The following is a 13555-nucleotide window of genomic DNA, read 5'->3' as shown; positions in this document are numbered from 1 at the left end:
AGAGATTTTTCTCTAACGAGAAAACGGAGACTTATACACATGGCGGGTCAAAGCAACGCCGGGCACGAAACGTATTACGTGCCTGAAAAAAGCAGCTTGGCTGTAAACGCAACGATTGGTCTAGTCGCGTCGGTTTATGGTGCTGCGTCGGTGATTAACGACCACACATATCGCCCCGGTGAAGAGACCAACTCTTCTTTCATTCTGTTTGCGGGTCTGGCGTACTTCGCCGCTACGTTGTGGATGTGGTTTGCCACGACTATCCGCGAAAACCGACAGGGTATGAACAGCGGGCAGCTCAAGCACTCCTACGTGATTGGCATGCAGTGGTTCATTTTCTCTGAGGTGATGTTCTTCGCCGCGTTTTTCGGTGCCCTTTTCTATATCCGCAACCTGGCGGGTCCCTGGCTGGCAGGCGAAGGCGATGGTGGCTCGATGAACGAACTGCTGTGGCCGGGCTTTGAGTACAGCTGGCCGCTGCTCGAAACGCCTCAGGATGCCATCGGCGGTGTTGCTGCGCAGCAAGCTGCCGGTCACCTGGCTAACAATGGTGTTTTCACCGGCGCAGAAAAGCACTTGTCCTTCCCGGGCTTTGCAAACATTGGCCACTGGCTGCCGCTGTACAACACGCTTATCCTGCTGACTTCCAGCTTCACTTGCCACATTGCCCATATGGGTATTAAAGAAAACAATCGCAAGAAGTTTAACTTGTGGCTGTTCATCACTGTGGCGTTGGGTGCGATCTTCCTGTACCTGCAGTACATGGAGTATCACGAAGCGCTGTTTGAATACGGCATCAAGCTGAACAGCGGTGTCTACGGTACGACGTTCTTCATGCTGACCGGCTTCCACGGCTTCCACGTGGCAATGGGTACTATCATGCTGTTGATCCAGTGGCTGCGCTCAACAACCAAAGGTCACTTTAGCGCTGAAGACCAGTTTGGTTTCGAGGCCTCATCCTGGTACTGGCACTTTGTTGACGTGGTATGGGTATTCCTGTTCCTGTTCGTTTACATCCTCTGAGTTTTCTCTGAGGGGTGCCGAAACGGCCGGACTCGTACATTTGCTCTGCAAATGAACGGCTCCGGCCGATTTTTTATTCTGAGTCTTGAGTGAGTTGGGCTTCTCCGCTGTCGAGATAGCGTTGATCCCAAGGGGCTTTAGAGCCGAGTTGGCCGGTATAAACACCGTAAAACAAAAAGCCCATCAGCGCCGTTGCCAAGGCAAGACGAACACTCAGTGACTGCCAGGTCCGCATCGTGGTGCCGCGGTCCTTAAACAGAAAAAACAGGCCGCTGAACAGGCTGATGCACAGTGCAATAAACAGCACAACGATGACCACTTTTAACCACATAGATCGTCTCCCTCGGATTTTGCCGCAGTATACACAATCGGATTCTTGCTATGTCTGATCGACCGGAACGTTTGCAGTGGCACCTGGATTGGAAATCCCTGTTGGCGACCGTGCTGATACTCCCGGTGTTGGTCAGTCTGGGGTTTTGGCAGCTGAGTCGGGCCGATGAGAAGCAGGCCTTGCTGGATGCCGCCCAGGCTCGTCGAGGCCAGCCTGCCGTGGATGTTGCTCAGCTGGAGGCGTTTCCCAATTATTTGCCGGTTTATGCTGATGGCGAGTTCGATAGCGAGCGCTATTGGTTGTTGGATAACCGGATCAGGCAGGGCCAATTCGGTTATGAGATAATCGCACTTTTTGTGCTCAGTGATGGGCGTGAGTTGCTGGTCGAACGCGGCTGGGTGGCGGCGGATCCTTCGCGCCAAACGCTACCAGTGCTTGATTGGCCAGAAGGCAAGGTGCGCTTGCAGGGTGAGCTGTATCGCTCTACGGAAAAGCCCTTCAGTCTGGGCGAAGAAGTGCCGCAAGGATGGCCTCGCCGTCAGCAGTGGCTGCAGGAAGAACGGCTTCACGAGGAATTTCCCGCTTTGTTGCCTACCGCACTCATGTTGAGTGAGCTGAGTCCGGCTGCATTGCGTACCAACAGGGTATTAATTAATGTGTCGCCGCAAAAGCATCAGGGCTATGCCGTCCAATGGTTTGCTATGGCGGCGGTGTTAAGCGTGATTTTCATCATCCGCAACAGTAATATCCTGTCGCGCCGAAAAAAGCGACAAGACTAAAGGAAACATTCATGACTTCAGAGGCTACATCCGGCAACAAAAAGCAGGTTGCCCTGATATTGGCGATCCCAGTGGTGGTCATTCTGCTGTCCAGCCTGCTGTTTATGCTGGCGCAGCGCAATGTGCTGGATTTCGGAACGGTCAATCGCGGTGCATTGATCCGTCCTCCGGTTCAGCTTTCTTCGTTGCACCCACATCGCATTGACGGCGGAGAGTTTCTGTTCAACCAGCCCGAATCTAAATGGGTATATATGGTCGTGGGTGGCAAAACCTGTGAAGGTACCTGCGAACGCATGCTCTACCTGACTCGTCAGACTCACGTTGCACTGGGTAAAAAAACCAACCGGGTTGAGCGGGTGTATCTTGCGACCGATGGCGCTATTTCGCCCGAGCTGCGCGATTTTCTGGAAGCCGAACACGAAGACATGACGGTGTTAAGTGTGGATGGCTCGGAATTCGTTGCTTCGCTCAAGCATTTGCCGACCTCGCCGCTCGATCCGCTGAGCTTCTTTGTGGTGGACCCTAAAGGGTGGGTGATGATGACGTACCGGGCTGAGGACACGGAAACCGACACGCTTACGACACTGGGTAAGGATATCCTCAAAGATATGAAACGCCTGCTGAAATAGCAGAGGGCGAATGACGACATAGTGGTAGAACAACAATGATGACGCTATTTAACGCTCCTGAATATCGCAAGCCCGGTTTTAGGCTTGCCCTGCTCGCTTGCCTGGTGGCCGTTATTGTATTGGGAATGGGGGTGTTTACCCGCCTTGCCGATGCTGGCTTGGGTTGTCCCGACTGGCCTGGCTGCTATGGCCATGCCTTGTGGCCAAAAGCCGATCATGAAGTGGCTCGCGCGAACGAAGCGTTCCCCGATATGCCAGTTGAGCATGACAAGACCTGGCCAGAAATGATCCACCGCTACCTTGCAGCCAGCTTGGGACTGTTCACCATTGGTCTACTGGTATTCGCCGTACGCAACCGCAGCCCCGAGCAGCCGCTCAAGCTGCCCGCTTTTATCTTTGCCTTCATTATCTTGCAGGGCATGTTTGGTATGTGGACGGTCACCTTGAAACTGTGGCCGCAAGTGGTCACCGCGCACCTGCTGGGTGGGTTCACAACATTGAGTTTGCTGTGGCTGCTGACATTGCGGCTGAACAATCAGCGTTGGCAGGTTCCGGCGATCAGCGAAGCGCGCCTCTTGGCGCTGCGTAAACTGGCGGTGCTGGGATTAATCATTGTGGTCTGCCAGATTGCGCTGGGCGGATGGACGACATCGAACTATGCCGATATCGCTTGCCCGGACTTCCCGCGCTGCCAGGGAGCGTGGCTACCGCCGATGGACTTCGCTAATGGTTTTAATATCGCACAGCACGTAGGGCCTAATTATCTGGGAGGAGTGCTGGACAATGATGCGCGCGTGACCATCCATGTCATGCACCGCTTTGGCGCGATCGTCACCACTGCATATCTTCTCTTCCTGTTTGTTCGCTTGCGTGGTTTGGGCACCGCCCCGGCCAGCCGTCTGTCCGTTGTTATGTTGCTGGTACTGGCCGCGCAGGTCATGCTGGGTATCAGCAATATCATTTTCAATTTTCCCATCGCTGTTGCCGTAACGCACAATCTTGTGGGTGCGCTGCTGCTGCTGGTGATGGTGACCACGAACTATTGCGTTTTCACCACTGAGGTGAATCGCGGGGGTACGAAAGTATGAGTGAAGAAAACGCCGCGGCTGCCGGGAGGCATCACGAGGCGGTGAGCTGGCGGGACTACTACGAGCTGTGCAAGCCCAATGTGGTGCTGTTGATGCTGCTGACGTCGGTAATCGGCATGTTTATGGCGGTGCCCGGTATGGTGCCCTGGCGAGTGCTGGTATTCGGTAACCTCGGTATTGCCCTGTGCGCCGCCTCGGCGGCAGCGGTAAACCATCTGGTGGACCGTCGTATCGACCTTATCATGGCGCGCACCCACAACCGGCCGATTGCCCAAGGGCGAGTGAAAACGCTTAACGCCGGGATTTTCGCCGGTGCGTTGTGCGTGATCGGTATGGCGATACTGTTTGTCGAAATCAACGCCCTGACAGCGTGGCTGACCTTTGCTTCACTGCTGGGTTATGCAGTGATTTACACCCTCTATCTGAAGCGGGCGACACCGCAAAATATCGTGATTGGTGGCATTGCCGGTGCGGCGCCCCCGCTGCTCGGCTGGACGGCCGTAACCGGCGAAATTCACGGTCATGCTCTGTTGTTGGTGTTAATTATTTTTGTGTGGACACCCCCGCATTTCTGGGCGCTGGCGATTCACCGTCGGGATGATTACGCCAAAGTCGACATTCCCATGCTGCCGGTCACCCACGGCATTGGGTACACCAAGCTGCACACCTTCCTCTACACTATTTTGCTGTTTGTTGTAACGCTGTTACCCTTCGCCACGGGTTTGAGTGGCCCGCTGTACCTGCTAGGTGCGGTGTGTCTGGGTGCTGGTTTTATCTATTGGGCCATCGTGCTGTTGCGCGGTAATGATCCCAAGGCGCCGATGGCGACATTCAAGTATTCGATCATTTACCTGATGGCACTGTTCATTGTGATGCTGCTCGATCACTACATGCTGCCAGCAACGGTGATATATGAGGTCTCTGGCTAATGAGTGGTGAAAATACTCCGGCGAACAGCCAACAAAAGCGCGGTATTCGCCTCACAGTACTGGCGATTTTTGTGGTTGCCAGTGTGCTGGTGGGCAGTTTTTTCTATTCCTTCACGCAGGCTCGGGTAATGACTCGCGATGAGTTGCGAGAACAGGGTGCCTACCTCTACGAAAATCCGCGCATGCTGCCGGGCTTCAGCCTGGTTGACGAAAGTAATGCGACGCTGACGCCGGATAGCTTGAAGGGAAAATGGAACCTGATGTTTTTTGGTTTCACATACTGCCCTGATATCTGTCCGACCACATTGGCTCAGCTCAAGCTGTTTTATCAGGAATTGGATCCCGAGGTGCAGGCCGATACCCAGATTTGGCTGGTGAGCGTGGATCCCGCGCGGGATACTCCCGAGCAGTTGGACAGCTACCTGGAGTTCTTCCATCCGGCATTTCGTGGCATGACGGGCGACTTTCTGGAAATTCACCGCTTCGCGACGGCGTTGAATATCCCCTTCGCCAAGGTGCCCGGTGGCGGTGACGAATATATGGTGGATCACAGCGCCAATGTCGCGCTGGTAAATCCTGAGGGGCACTCTGTGGGTTTCTTCAAAGCGCCGTTGGACATCAGCAAAATGCAGCGTAACTTCCTGACTATTCGTGAGCACTATTATTGAGTGTGGGTCTGGCAGGGTAAAAACGCCGCCTTATGCGGCGTTTTTTATGTCCGGCGAAACTGACTGGCGAGCTGTGCAAGCAGGAAAATCACCGCGGCACCCAGTACCACGCTCGGGCCGCCGGGGCTGTCGAAGTGCCATGCACTGAGTAGTCCCAGTGCCACGGCCAGACACCCGCCTACGATGGCCAGCAGCGCGCATTGCTCGGGACTGCGTGCCAGTCGGCCGGCTGCCGATGCAGGAATGATCAGCATTGCGGTAATCAGGAGTACACCGACGACCTTCATGGCTACCGCAACAGTCACGGCAATAAGCAGCATTAGCAGCAGCTTCAAGGCATCGACAGGCCGCCCTTCAACGGCTGCTATGTCGGCATTGGTGGTAATGGCCACCAGCGGTGTCCAAAACGCGAACAGCAGGCTGAGCACGACCACGGCAATACCGGCAAGCAGGTAGAGATCATCGCGCATGACCGCCAGTAGATCGCCGAACAGGAAGCTGTTCAGGTCAAACGCGGGGCCGTCGAGAAAGGATAGGCACACGAGACCCAGTGCAAGGCTGCTGTGCGACAGGATGCCCAGCAAGCTGTCCAGAGAGGTATTCCGCCAGCGTTGCAGGGCAAACAGCAGCACGGCGATCGTTACACAGGCCAGCAGTACAGCAACCTCAAGCCGAATCTGCCAGGCAAGTCCCAGCGCGAGTCCCAGCAGGGAGGAGTGAGCCAATGTATCGCCGTAGTAGGCCATCCGTTGCCAGGTGACCAGCGCGCCTAGCGGTCCGCAAAGGGTGGCGAGAATCAGGCCCGCGATCAGCGCGTGTTGCAGAATATCAATCATGATGGTGGTGGCACCCGGTGTCGAGATCAACGGCCTCACCATGCATGTTATGGCGGTGGTCATGGTCGTGCTGATATAGCGCCAGCGCTTCCGCGTGGCGGCGTCCGAATAACTCCAGGTAAGCAGGGTCATTGCTGACGGCTGAAGGGTGTCCGTGACAGCACACGTGCTGATTGAGGCAGATAACCGTATCTGTCTGCGCCATGACCCAGTGCAGGTCGTGGCTGACCATCAGCACCGCGCAACCCAGTTCGTCGCGCAGCGCGCTGATCAGCTCGTAGAGTTCAGTCTGTCCGGTAATGTCGACACCTTGCGCGGGTTCGTCGAGGGCCAGTAGCTGTGGCTTGCAAAGCAGTGCGCGGGCGAGCAAGGCGCGCTGGGTTTCTCCACCGGACAAACCTTGGAGAGGCCGATCGGCCAGGTGGCTGATACCCACTCGTGCCAGGGCGTGTTTGATGCTCATCCGGCGCTGGCTGGACATTCGCAGAAAGCGGCTGACGGTGACGGGCATCAGCGGATTGATGCGCAGCTTTTGCGGCATGTAGCCGACCCGCAATTTCGGCTGCCGCGATACAGTGCCGCTGCTCGGCTTTTGAAGGCCGAGGGCGATATGCAGCAGAGTGCTTTTGCCGGCGCCGTTGGGGCCGATGATCGTCATAATCTGGCGCGCACTCAGGCTTAAATTGACCCTGTCCAGCAAGGTCTGCTGGCCGTGTACCAGAGAGACATCGTGCAGACTTAACAATGCGCTGCTATCACTCATCGCCCTGCTCCTGACAGCGCTGGCAGCTGCCAATAATTTCCACGCATTGTTGGTGAATGCGAAAGCCCTGCGCGTCTGCGCTCTGTGTAATCGCGTCGCTGATAGGTGGCTCCTGCAACTCTATGGCGGTATTGCAGTGCTGGCAGATAAGGAAATGCCCGGCGTGGCCATGAGTTGGGTCAGTGCAGCCGATAAAGGCGTTCAATGACGCGATACGGTGAATCAGCCCCTGTTCAAGCAGGAAATCCAGGGCGCGATACACCGTGGGTGGCGTAATGCGCCCTTTCCCCTGTTCCGCCAGGGCCTCCAGCAGGCTATAGGCACCAACGGGTTGGTGATTGGCCCAGACCAGTCGCAGCACTTGCTCACGATTGGGGGTAAGGCGTGCGCCCCGCTCGCGACACAGTACGCGAGCGCTCTCCAGTGCGCTGTCGATACAGTGCTGATGATTATGGCGGCGCTCGCTTGCGCGGTTATTCATGGTTGAGGAATCTGGGTGAAATTTAAATGTTATAATATTACAATTACGTTTCTGTGAACACCGCCGCTCCACGAGGTTTTTGTCGTTTATGTTACGCCGCTGCTTGCTTTTGCTCTCGATGTTAATTGCCCTGCCGGTCTTTGCTGGCCCTGAGCTGCGGGTGGTGAGTAGCGTGAATCCTCTGCATCTGCTGGTCGCGGAGATCGGCGGTGATGCAATAGACGCTGTGCTGCTGCAATCCCCGCAGATTTCGCCTCACGACCTGCAGCTCAAACCGTCGGATATGGAGGTGCTGGAGCGTGCAGATTTGATTTTGTGGTTTGGCCCCGTGCTGGAAACCAACCTGCGGCGACCGATACGCCGCTATAAGCAGGCTGTGGCCTTGTTTCCCGACGCGCAGTCCGGAAAGGACGACGCCCACTTCTGGCTGGACGCCGCGATCATGCAGGATTTGGCCAGACGAGTGGCGCGGATGTTGTCGGAGCAGCTGCCTAGCCGAAGCGCTTACTTCCACGCCAATGCAGCCCGCTTTGTGACGGCGCTGCGTCATTACGACAAGCAGTTGATGGCGGTTTTCTCGCGTTTGGGGGCGTCGCCTTATCTTTTACTGCACGATGGTTTTGAGCGTTTCGAAACCCACTACGGGCTGGAGGGTGGGCAGGCGCTGATGACTGGCGACGATCGCTTGCCGGGAGCAAGGCATTTGGTTGAGCTTCGTCGTCAGATTCAGAACGGCGAGTTTGCCTGCGTATTTCGTGAGCCACAGTATCCTGGTGCGATGCTGAGAACGCTGACGGATGGCGTGGACGTGACAGTCATTGAATTGGACCCGATAGGGCTGAACTCAGAGGCTGCAGAGGGTTTTCTGGGTCTTTACCGGCGGTTGGGTGAGGCCTTCTTGCAGTGCTTTCAGAAATCGACAGATCGCAGCGCTGCGTAATACGCAGCGCTGCGATGAGATTGCTTAGCGTGAGCTGCTCAGCTCGGGCATATCAAAGCTGTCAAGCTCAACACTCAGCGAGGCAGAAACCACATCGAGGGTGCGGTTCAGCACGCGGGCTGCCGATTCCTCGCTGACGTGGCTCACCGCGATATCGCTGCGGTCGTTGCTGCCAATAGCGGCGTCATTGTAAGCCAATACCAGCGACTGTTTCGTGCCGGCATCCGGCTCAGCAGCAGTCGCCATGGCACTGGCAACCAAAATTAAGATGGCGCTGGTTAACTTTTTCATCACTCTTTCTCCTTTAAGTGGGGAGTTTTCCCCGCACAAGATGTGTCTGTCACCTTGTGTTACGTAAGGTAACACATGTGGGATGCCAAGTCTTGCTTAATTTTTGTTCATTGTTTGGTAATAACCCATACATAAAGGGTTTTTTAGTGTTACCCGTGTAAACATTGGGTAACACTTTGAGTGCTGAGTTGTGACGTTGCACGGTCGTTATCACCGCCGTGCTACACTTCGCCTTCCCCGACGACAACGAATTTGCAGGCATGACAGCAAAAACTCCTCTGGTGCTGGTTGACGGCTCCTCCTATCTCTATCGCGCCTTTCACGCGCTGCCACCACTGACGAACTCCAAGGGACATCCCACCGGGGCGGTTAAAGGGGTGATCAGCATGTTGAGACGTCTGGAAAAGGATTATCCGGATAGCCCCATTGCGGTGATATTTGACGCCAAGGGCAAAACATTTCGCGACGAGCTGTTTGTCGAGTACAAGGCTAATCGCCCCCCCATGCCCGATGATCTGCGGGCGCAGATCCAGCCTATTCACGACATTGTGGACGCTATGGGCCTGCCTCGATTGGTGATTGAGGGGGTTGAGGCCGACGACGTGATCGGGACCTTGGCTGCACAGGCCGAAGCGGATCGCCCAGTGGTGGTGTCGACCGGTGACAAGGACATGGCGCAACTGGTAAATGCCCACGTTACGCTGGTCAATACCATGACCGACACGCGGATGGATGAGGCGGGCGTAGAGGCTAAATTTGGTATTCCGCCCTCACTGATCATCGACTTTCTCGCCCTGATGGGAGACAAGATCGACAATATTCCCGGCGTGCCCGGCGTGGGGGAAAAAACGGCGCTGGCATTGCTCCAGGCACTGGGTGGTATCCGCGATATCTATGCGCGCCTGGATGAGGTGCCTACCCTGGAGATTCGCGGTGCCAAGAGTCTGGCTAAGAAGCTTGAGGACTCCCGCGATGCTGCCGAGCTGTCTTATGAACTGGCGACCATCAAGTGCGATGTGGCGCTGGATGTCAGTATTGCGGATTTGCAGCATCAGCCGGCAGACAATAGCCGTCTCTTGACGCTGTTCCGCGAGCTGGAATTCAAAGGCTGGACGGACGAACTGCTGCGCGATGCCGACGCCAGTATTGATGATGAGGTAAGCACGGCGCCTGCCGCACTGGAGAAAGACTACCAGGTTGTTACTGATGCCAAGCAGTTTGAGGCGTGGTTGGACGTCCTTCGCAAGGCAGCGCTATTCGCCTTTGATACCGAAACCACCAGTCTGAATTATATGCAGGCCCGCGTTGTGGGAGTGTCTTTTGCGGTGGAAGCCGGAACGGCGGCCTATGTACCCTTTGGTCACGACTATATCGACGCACCTGAGCAGTTGAGTGAAGAGCAGGTACTGGGTGCACTCAAGCCGTTGCTGGAAGACCCGGACAAGGCCAAGCTGGGGCAAAACCTCAAGTACGATGCCAATGTGCTTAAAAACCACGGTATCACTTTGCGTGGCATTGCCGAGGACAGCATGCTGGAGTCCTATGTACTGGACTCCACCGGCAGTCGGCATGATATGGACAGCCTGGCGCTAAAATATCTGGGTGAATCCACCATTCACTACGAGGATATCGCCGGCAAGGGGGCCAAGCAGCTTAGCTTTAACCAGATTGCGCTGGAGCAGGCCGGGCCCTATGCCGCCGAAGATGCCGATATCACACTGCGCCTGCACCAGGCCTTGTCGCCCATGCTGTGCGGGGATGAGGCGCTGGAGCGCGTGTATCGCGATATCGAGCTGCCGCTGGTGCCCGTGCTGTCGCGGATCGAACGAAACGGCGCGCTGATCAGCAAGGCGATGCTGGCTCAGCAGAGCCTGGAAATAGCCGACAAGTTGAAAGTGCTGGAGCAGCAGGCCTTTGACATTGCCGGCGGTGAGTTCAACCTGTCATCGCCCAAGCAGCTCGGTGAAATCCTGTTTGAGCGCCTGAATATTCCGGTCATCCGCAAGACCCCTAAAGGCGCTCCGTCGACGGCCGAAGAGGTGCTGGTGGAGCTGGCTCACGACTACCCCCTGCCCCAGGTCATTTTGGAATACCGCGGCCTGGCCAAGCTCAAGTCGACCTATACCGACAAGTTGCCGCAGTTGATTGATGAAAACACCGGGCGGGTTCACACCTCCTATCACCAGGCGGTCGCGGCAACGGGACGACTGTCGTCGTCGGACCCGAATTTACAGAACATTCCCATTCGCAGCGCCGAAGGGCGCCGTATCCGCAAAGCCTTTATTGCGCCGAAGGGCTACAAAATACTGGCGGCGGACTACTCTCAGATCGAGCTTCGCATCATGGCGCATCTGTCGGGTGACGAGGGCCTGATTCGCGCCTTCAAGAACGGTGAGGATATCCACCGCGCCACGGCCGCCGAGGTATTCGGCGTTGCCCCCGAGGCGGTCAGCGACGAACAGCGCCGCAATGCCAAGGCGATTAATTTTGGCTTGATCTACGGCATGTCGGCGTTTGGTTTGGGGCGGCAACTGCATATCGGACGTAATGAGGCGCAGCAATATATCGATCTGTACTTTGAGCGTTACCCCGGTGTGCATCGCTACATGGAAGACACTCGCAAGCTGGCAGCGGAAAAGGGCTACGTGGAAACGCTGTTCGGTCGCCGCCTGCATCTCCCGGAAATCAATGCCCGCAACGGTCAGCGTCGTCAGGCCGCCGAGCGCACAGCCATCAATGCGCCGATGCAAGGCACGGCCGCCGATATTATCAAGCGCGCGATGATCGCTGTGGACGACTATCTGCTATCTGAGCAGCCGGATGCGCGAATGATCATGCAGGTCCACGACGAATTGATTCTCGAAGTTGCCGAGGCGCAGCTCGACGCTGTGCGCGAGCGAGTCGTCGCGTTGATGTCGGGGGCGGCTGAACTGGCCATACCTCTGGAAGTCGGGGTCGGTGTGGGCGACAACTGGGACGAGGCGCACTAAGGCGCCCGTCGCAGCTACTCTGCAGGCGTGATTTCGTCCTCGTCCTCAAAGCGGGTCAGCAGCCAGACGTCGAGCTGCTCCTGCAGGTCTTCAAGCCCGTCGCCGCGTGTCGCTGAAAACAACTGGGCTTCTACCAATGCACCGTAGGGCTCAAGGGCTTTGCGAACCGACAGGAGTGTGGACATCGCCGGGCCACGTTTTAGCTTGTCCGCCTTGGTGAGCAGGATACGTACCGGCATACCCGCTTCGTGAGCCCAGTTGATCATGGTGGTGTCGAAGTCGGTCAGCGGGTGACGAATGTCCATCAGCAACACTAGGCCACGCAGCGACTGACGGTGTTGCAGGTAATATTCCAGGTTGCGCTCCCACTCCTGCTTCACCTTAAGTGGTACTTTGGCGAAGCCGTAGCCGGGCAAGTCTACCAATCGCATGCCGTCGTGTTCGTCTACGGAAAAGAAGTTGATAAGCTGTGTGCGTCCCGGTGTTTTACTGGTCTTCGCCATTTTGCTGTTGCCGGTCAGGCGATTGATGGCGCTGGACTTGCCAGCGTTAGAGCGCCCGGCAAAGGCGACTTCCGCACCGCTGTCCTCAGGGCATTGCGCCAGTTTTGGGGCACTTTTCATATACGTGGCGCGTCTATAATTTACGGTATTGGACATGATGCTCGATAAATCCGGGGAATTTCTCGGGTGGCTGGGCGAAGCCGGGCAAAAAATGGCCCCGACTCCAGCATGTTGTGTATAATGCCGCAGTTTTTACGGGGGGTCATCACCCAGCGGATCGCAGTTACAGCGCGGACGCCGGTCAGAAGAGAGAGGGTAATCCATGAAAAATTGCTTATTCGCAGTACTTCTTGCCACCATCAGCGTCGCTGCCAGCGCCAACGCGGATCTCGAAGCACGTTACAAAAAATCCTGTTACGCCTGTCACGGCTTTGGTGCCAACGGTGCGCCAAAATCGTTTGACGCCGAACAGTGGGCTCCACGCATGGAGAAAGGCATGGAGACCTTGGTCAAGCATGCGCGCGACGGGTTCAATGCCATGCCGCCAAAAGGTCTGTGCTTTGATTGTAGCGATGCCGACTACCAGGCCCTGATTGAGTATATGGCCAAGCCTCAGTAAGGCTCGCCAGAGTTTCTGTCTTTAAAGAGTAAGTGATCATGAAAAAAACACTGCTAGCTTTTTTCGCCTCTGTTGCGCTGAGCAGCGCTGCCGTCGCGCTGGAAGGAAACGCGTCAGCAGGTAAAGCGAAGACCGCTGCCTGTGCTGCCTGTCACGGTGCGGACGGCAACAGCCCTGCCCCGACGTTCCCGAAACTGGCTGGTCAGGGTGAGCGTTACCTGGCCAAGCAGATTCACGACATCAAATCCGGCGCACGTCCTGTGCCCATGATGGCGGGTCAGACCGATAATCTGAGTGACCAGGACATTGCCGATATCGCGGCCTACTATGCCAGCCAGACCAGCAGCACCGGTCAGGCAAATCCCGAGCTGGTTGAAAAGGGTGAAGCGATCTACCGTGGCGGCGTTGCCGAGCGCGGCGTGCCAGCATGTTCCGCCTGCCATTCGCCCACCGGCGCCGGTATGGCGGCAGCGGGTTATCCCCGACTGGCTGGCCAGTACGCTGACTACACGGTCGCGCAGCTTAAGGCATTCCGTGCGGCGATGGACGGTCGAGAAGGTCGTGACAACGACGGCGAAGCCAAGATCATGCGCACCATTGCTTTCAAGATGAGCGACTCCGAGATCGAAGCCGTAGCCAGCTTCATCCAAGGCCTGCATAATTAAGCGAGCAGACTTGAGATAAA

16 protein-coding genes are annotated in these 13555 nt (G+C 56.4%); 10 read left to right on the top strand and 6 right to left on the bottom strand.

From position 1 onward, the window contains the following. Positions 1-39 precede the first annotated feature (39 nt). Complete coding sequence (locus G411_RS0108990; protein WP_022958863.1) at positions 40-1023, top strand: cytochrome c oxidase subunit 3; 984 nt, start codon at positions 40-42, stop codon at positions 1021-1023. Positions 1024-1096: 73 nt separating this feature from the next. Here the strand turns inward: G411_RS0108990 and G411_RS0108985 are convergent, their stop codons facing one another. Further along, positions 1097-1354 (bottom strand): DUF2909 domain-containing protein, encoded by a 258-nt coding sequence (locus G411_RS0108985; RefSeq protein WP_022958862.1) that lies wholly within the window; start codon positions 1352-1354, stop codon positions 1097-1099. 50 nt (positions 1355-1404) lie between these two features. On the opposite strand from G411_RS0108985, the gene G411_RS0108980 reads away from it, so the two are divergent. Genes G411_RS0108980 through G411_RS0108960 form a run of 5 tightly spaced genes read left to right on the top strand, consistent with a single transcriptional unit; the run spans position 1405 to position 5447 of the window. Continuing rightward, positions 1405-2133 carry an SURF1 family protein gene (locus G411_RS0108980; protein WP_022958861.1) on the top strand — a complete coding sequence of 243 codons (729 nt, stop codon included), beginning with the start codon at positions 1405-1407 and terminating at the stop codon, positions 2131-2133. Positions 2134-2144: 11 nt separating this feature from the next. Continuing rightward, positions 2145-2762 carry a hypothetical protein gene (locus G411_RS0108975; RefSeq protein WP_022958860.1) on the top strand — a complete coding sequence of 206 codons (618 nt, stop codon included), beginning with the start codon at positions 2145-2147 and terminating at the stop codon, positions 2760-2762. Between the two features lie 35 nt (positions 2763-2797). Next, entirely contained in the window at positions 2798-3850 is a 1053-nt protein-coding gene (locus tag G411_RS0108970; RefSeq protein WP_022958859.1) for a COX15/CtaA family protein, read from the top strand. Continuing rightward, positions 3847-4779: a heme o synthase gene (cyoE, locus tag G411_RS0108965; protein WP_022958858.1), complete on the top strand. Its 933-nt coding sequence runs from the start codon at positions 3847-3849 to the stop codon at positions 4777-4779. Before G411_RS0108970 ends, cyoE begins: the two co-directional genes overlap by 4 nt. Further along, positions 4779-5447 carry an SCO family protein gene (locus G411_RS0108960; protein WP_022958857.1) on the top strand — a complete coding sequence of 223 codons (669 nt, stop codon included), beginning with the start codon at positions 4779-4781 and terminating at the stop codon, positions 5445-5447. The genes cyoE and G411_RS0108960 overlap by 1 nt, the downstream gene beginning before the upstream one ends. Before the next feature lie 44 nt (positions 5448-5491). Here the strand turns inward: G411_RS0108960 and G411_RS0108955 are convergent, their stop codons facing one another. From G411_RS0108955 to G411_RS0108945, 3 genes are read right to left on the bottom strand one after another with little or no spacing between them, the layout of a single operon-like run. Next, positions 5492-6313 (bottom strand): metal ABC transporter permease, encoded by an 822-nt coding sequence (locus tag G411_RS0108955; RefSeq protein ID WP_342664309.1) that lies wholly within the window; start codon positions 6311-6313, stop codon positions 5492-5494. Continuing rightward, positions 6276-7046 (bottom strand): zinc ABC transporter ATP-binding protein ZnuC, encoded by a 771-nt coding sequence (znuC, locus tag G411_RS0108950; protein WP_022958855.1) that lies wholly within the window; start codon positions 7044-7046, stop codon positions 6276-6278. The genes G411_RS0108955 and znuC overlap by 38 nt, the downstream gene beginning before the upstream one ends. Next, positions 7039-7527, bottom strand: a complete 489-nt coding sequence (locus G411_RS0108945) for a Fur family transcriptional regulator (protein WP_022958854.1) — start codon at positions 7525-7527, stop codon at positions 7039-7041. Before G411_RS0108945 ends, znuC begins: the two co-directional genes overlap by 8 nt. Positions 7528-7699: 172 nt before the next feature. Here G411_RS0108945 and G411_RS0108940 point away from each other — a divergent pair, with 172 nt between their 5' ends. Further along, on the top strand, positions 7700-8467 hold the full coding sequence (locus tag G411_RS0108940) for a metal ABC transporter solute-binding protein, Zn/Mn family (RefSeq protein ID WP_169530651.1): 768 nt from the start codon (positions 7700-7702) through the stop codon (positions 8465-8467). Between the two features lie 24 nt (positions 8468-8491). Here G411_RS0108940 and G411_RS0108935 read toward each other — a convergent pair whose 3' ends face one another. Beyond that, the gene (locus G411_RS0108935; RefSeq protein WP_022958852.1) at positions 8492-8758 is read right to left on the bottom strand and encodes a hypothetical protein; all 267 of its coding nucleotides are present in this window, start codon (positions 8756-8758) and stop codon (positions 8492-8494) included. Between the two features lie 260 nt (positions 8759-9018). On the opposite strand from G411_RS0108935, the gene polA reads away from it, so the two are divergent. After that, positions 9019-11748 (top strand): DNA polymerase I, encoded by a 2730-nt coding sequence (gene polA / locus G411_RS0108930; protein ID WP_028968289.1) that lies wholly within the window; start codon positions 9019-9021, stop codon positions 11746-11748. 14 nt (positions 11749-11762) lie between these two features. Here the strand turns inward: polA and yihA are convergent, their stop codons facing one another. Next, positions 11763-12371, bottom strand: a complete 609-nt coding sequence (gene yihA / locus G411_RS0108925) for a ribosome biogenesis GTP-binding protein YihA/YsxC (protein ID WP_022958850.1) — start codon at positions 12369-12371, stop codon at positions 11763-11765. 202 nt (positions 12372-12573) lie between these two features. On the opposite strand from yihA, the gene G411_RS0108920 reads away from it, so the two are divergent. Together G411_RS0108920 and G411_RS0108915 are read left to right on the top strand one after the other, a co-directional pair. Further along, positions 12574-12870 (top strand): c-type cytochrome, encoded by a 297-nt coding sequence (locus G411_RS0108920; protein ID WP_022958849.1) that lies wholly within the window; start codon positions 12574-12576, stop codon positions 12868-12870. A gap of 38 nt (positions 12871-12908) precedes the next feature. Beyond that, the gene (locus G411_RS0108915; protein WP_022958848.1) at positions 12909-13535 is read left to right on the top strand and encodes a c-type cytochrome; all 627 of its coding nucleotides are present in this window, start codon (positions 12909-12911) and stop codon (positions 13533-13535) included. Positions 13536-13555 lie beyond the last annotated feature (20 nt).

This window comes from Spongiibacter tropicus DSM 19543, assembly GCF_000420325.1.
In the GTDB taxonomy this organism is placed as follows: Bacteria; Pseudomonadota; Gammaproteobacteria; order Pseudomonadales; family Spongiibacteraceae; genus Spongiibacter; species Spongiibacter tropicus.
The sequence above is the reverse complement of the archived record's forward strand: the minus strand, read 5'-3'. Positions and strand labels throughout refer to the sequence as shown.

Bases quoted from the DNA above. Each gene is read 5' to 3' on its own strand.
- G411_RS0108915 (WP_022958848.1), top strand. From the start codon at position 12,909: ATGAAAAAAACACTGCTAGCTTTTTTCGCCTCTGTTGCGCTGAGCAGC.
- G411_RS0108945 (WP_022958854.1), bottom strand. From the start codon at position 7,527: ATGAATAACCGCGCAAGCGAGCGCCGCCATAATCATCAGCACTGTATC.
- G411_RS0108935 (WP_022958852.1), bottom strand. From the start codon at position 8,758: ATGAAAAAGTTAACCAGCGCCATCTTAATTTTGGTTGCCAGTGCCATG.
- G411_RS0108985 (WP_022958862.1), bottom strand. From the start codon at position 1,354: ATGTGGTTAAAAGTGGTCATCGTTGTGCTGTTTATTGCACTGTGCATC.
- G411_RS0108990 (WP_022958863.1), top strand. From the start codon at position 40: ATGGCGGGTCAAAGCAACGCCGGGCACGAAACGTATTACGTGCCTGAA.
- cyoE (WP_022958858.1), top strand. From the start codon at position 3,847: ATGAGTGAAGAAAACGCCGCGGCTGCCGGGAGGCATCACGAGGCGGTG.
- yihA (WP_022958850.1), bottom strand. From the start codon at position 12,371: ATGAAAAGTGCCCCAAAACTGGCGCAATGCCCTGAGGACAGCGGTGCG.
- G411_RS0108920 (WP_022958849.1), top strand. From the start codon at position 12,574: ATGAAAAATTGCTTATTCGCAGTACTTCTTGCCACCATCAGCGTCGCT.
- G411_RS0108975 (WP_022958860.1), top strand. From the start codon at position 2,145: ATGACTTCAGAGGCTACATCCGGCAACAAAAAGCAGGTTGCCCTGATA.
- znuC (WP_022958855.1), bottom strand. From the start codon at position 7,046: ATGAGTGATAGCAGCGCATTGTTAAGTCTGCACGATGTCTCTCTGGTA.
- G411_RS0108960 (WP_022958857.1), top strand. From the start codon at position 4,779: ATGAGTGGTGAAAATACTCCGGCGAACAGCCAACAAAAGCGCGGTATT.
- G411_RS0108980 (WP_022958861.1), top strand. From the start codon at position 1,405: ATGTCTGATCGACCGGAACGTTTGCAGTGGCACCTGGATTGGAAATCC.
- G411_RS0108970 (WP_022958859.1), top strand. From the start codon at position 2,798: ATGATGACGCTATTTAACGCTCCTGAATATCGCAAGCCCGGTTTTAGG.
- polA (WP_028968289.1), top strand. From the start codon at position 9,019: ATGACAGCAAAAACTCCTCTGGTGCTGGTTGACGGCTCCTCCTATCTC.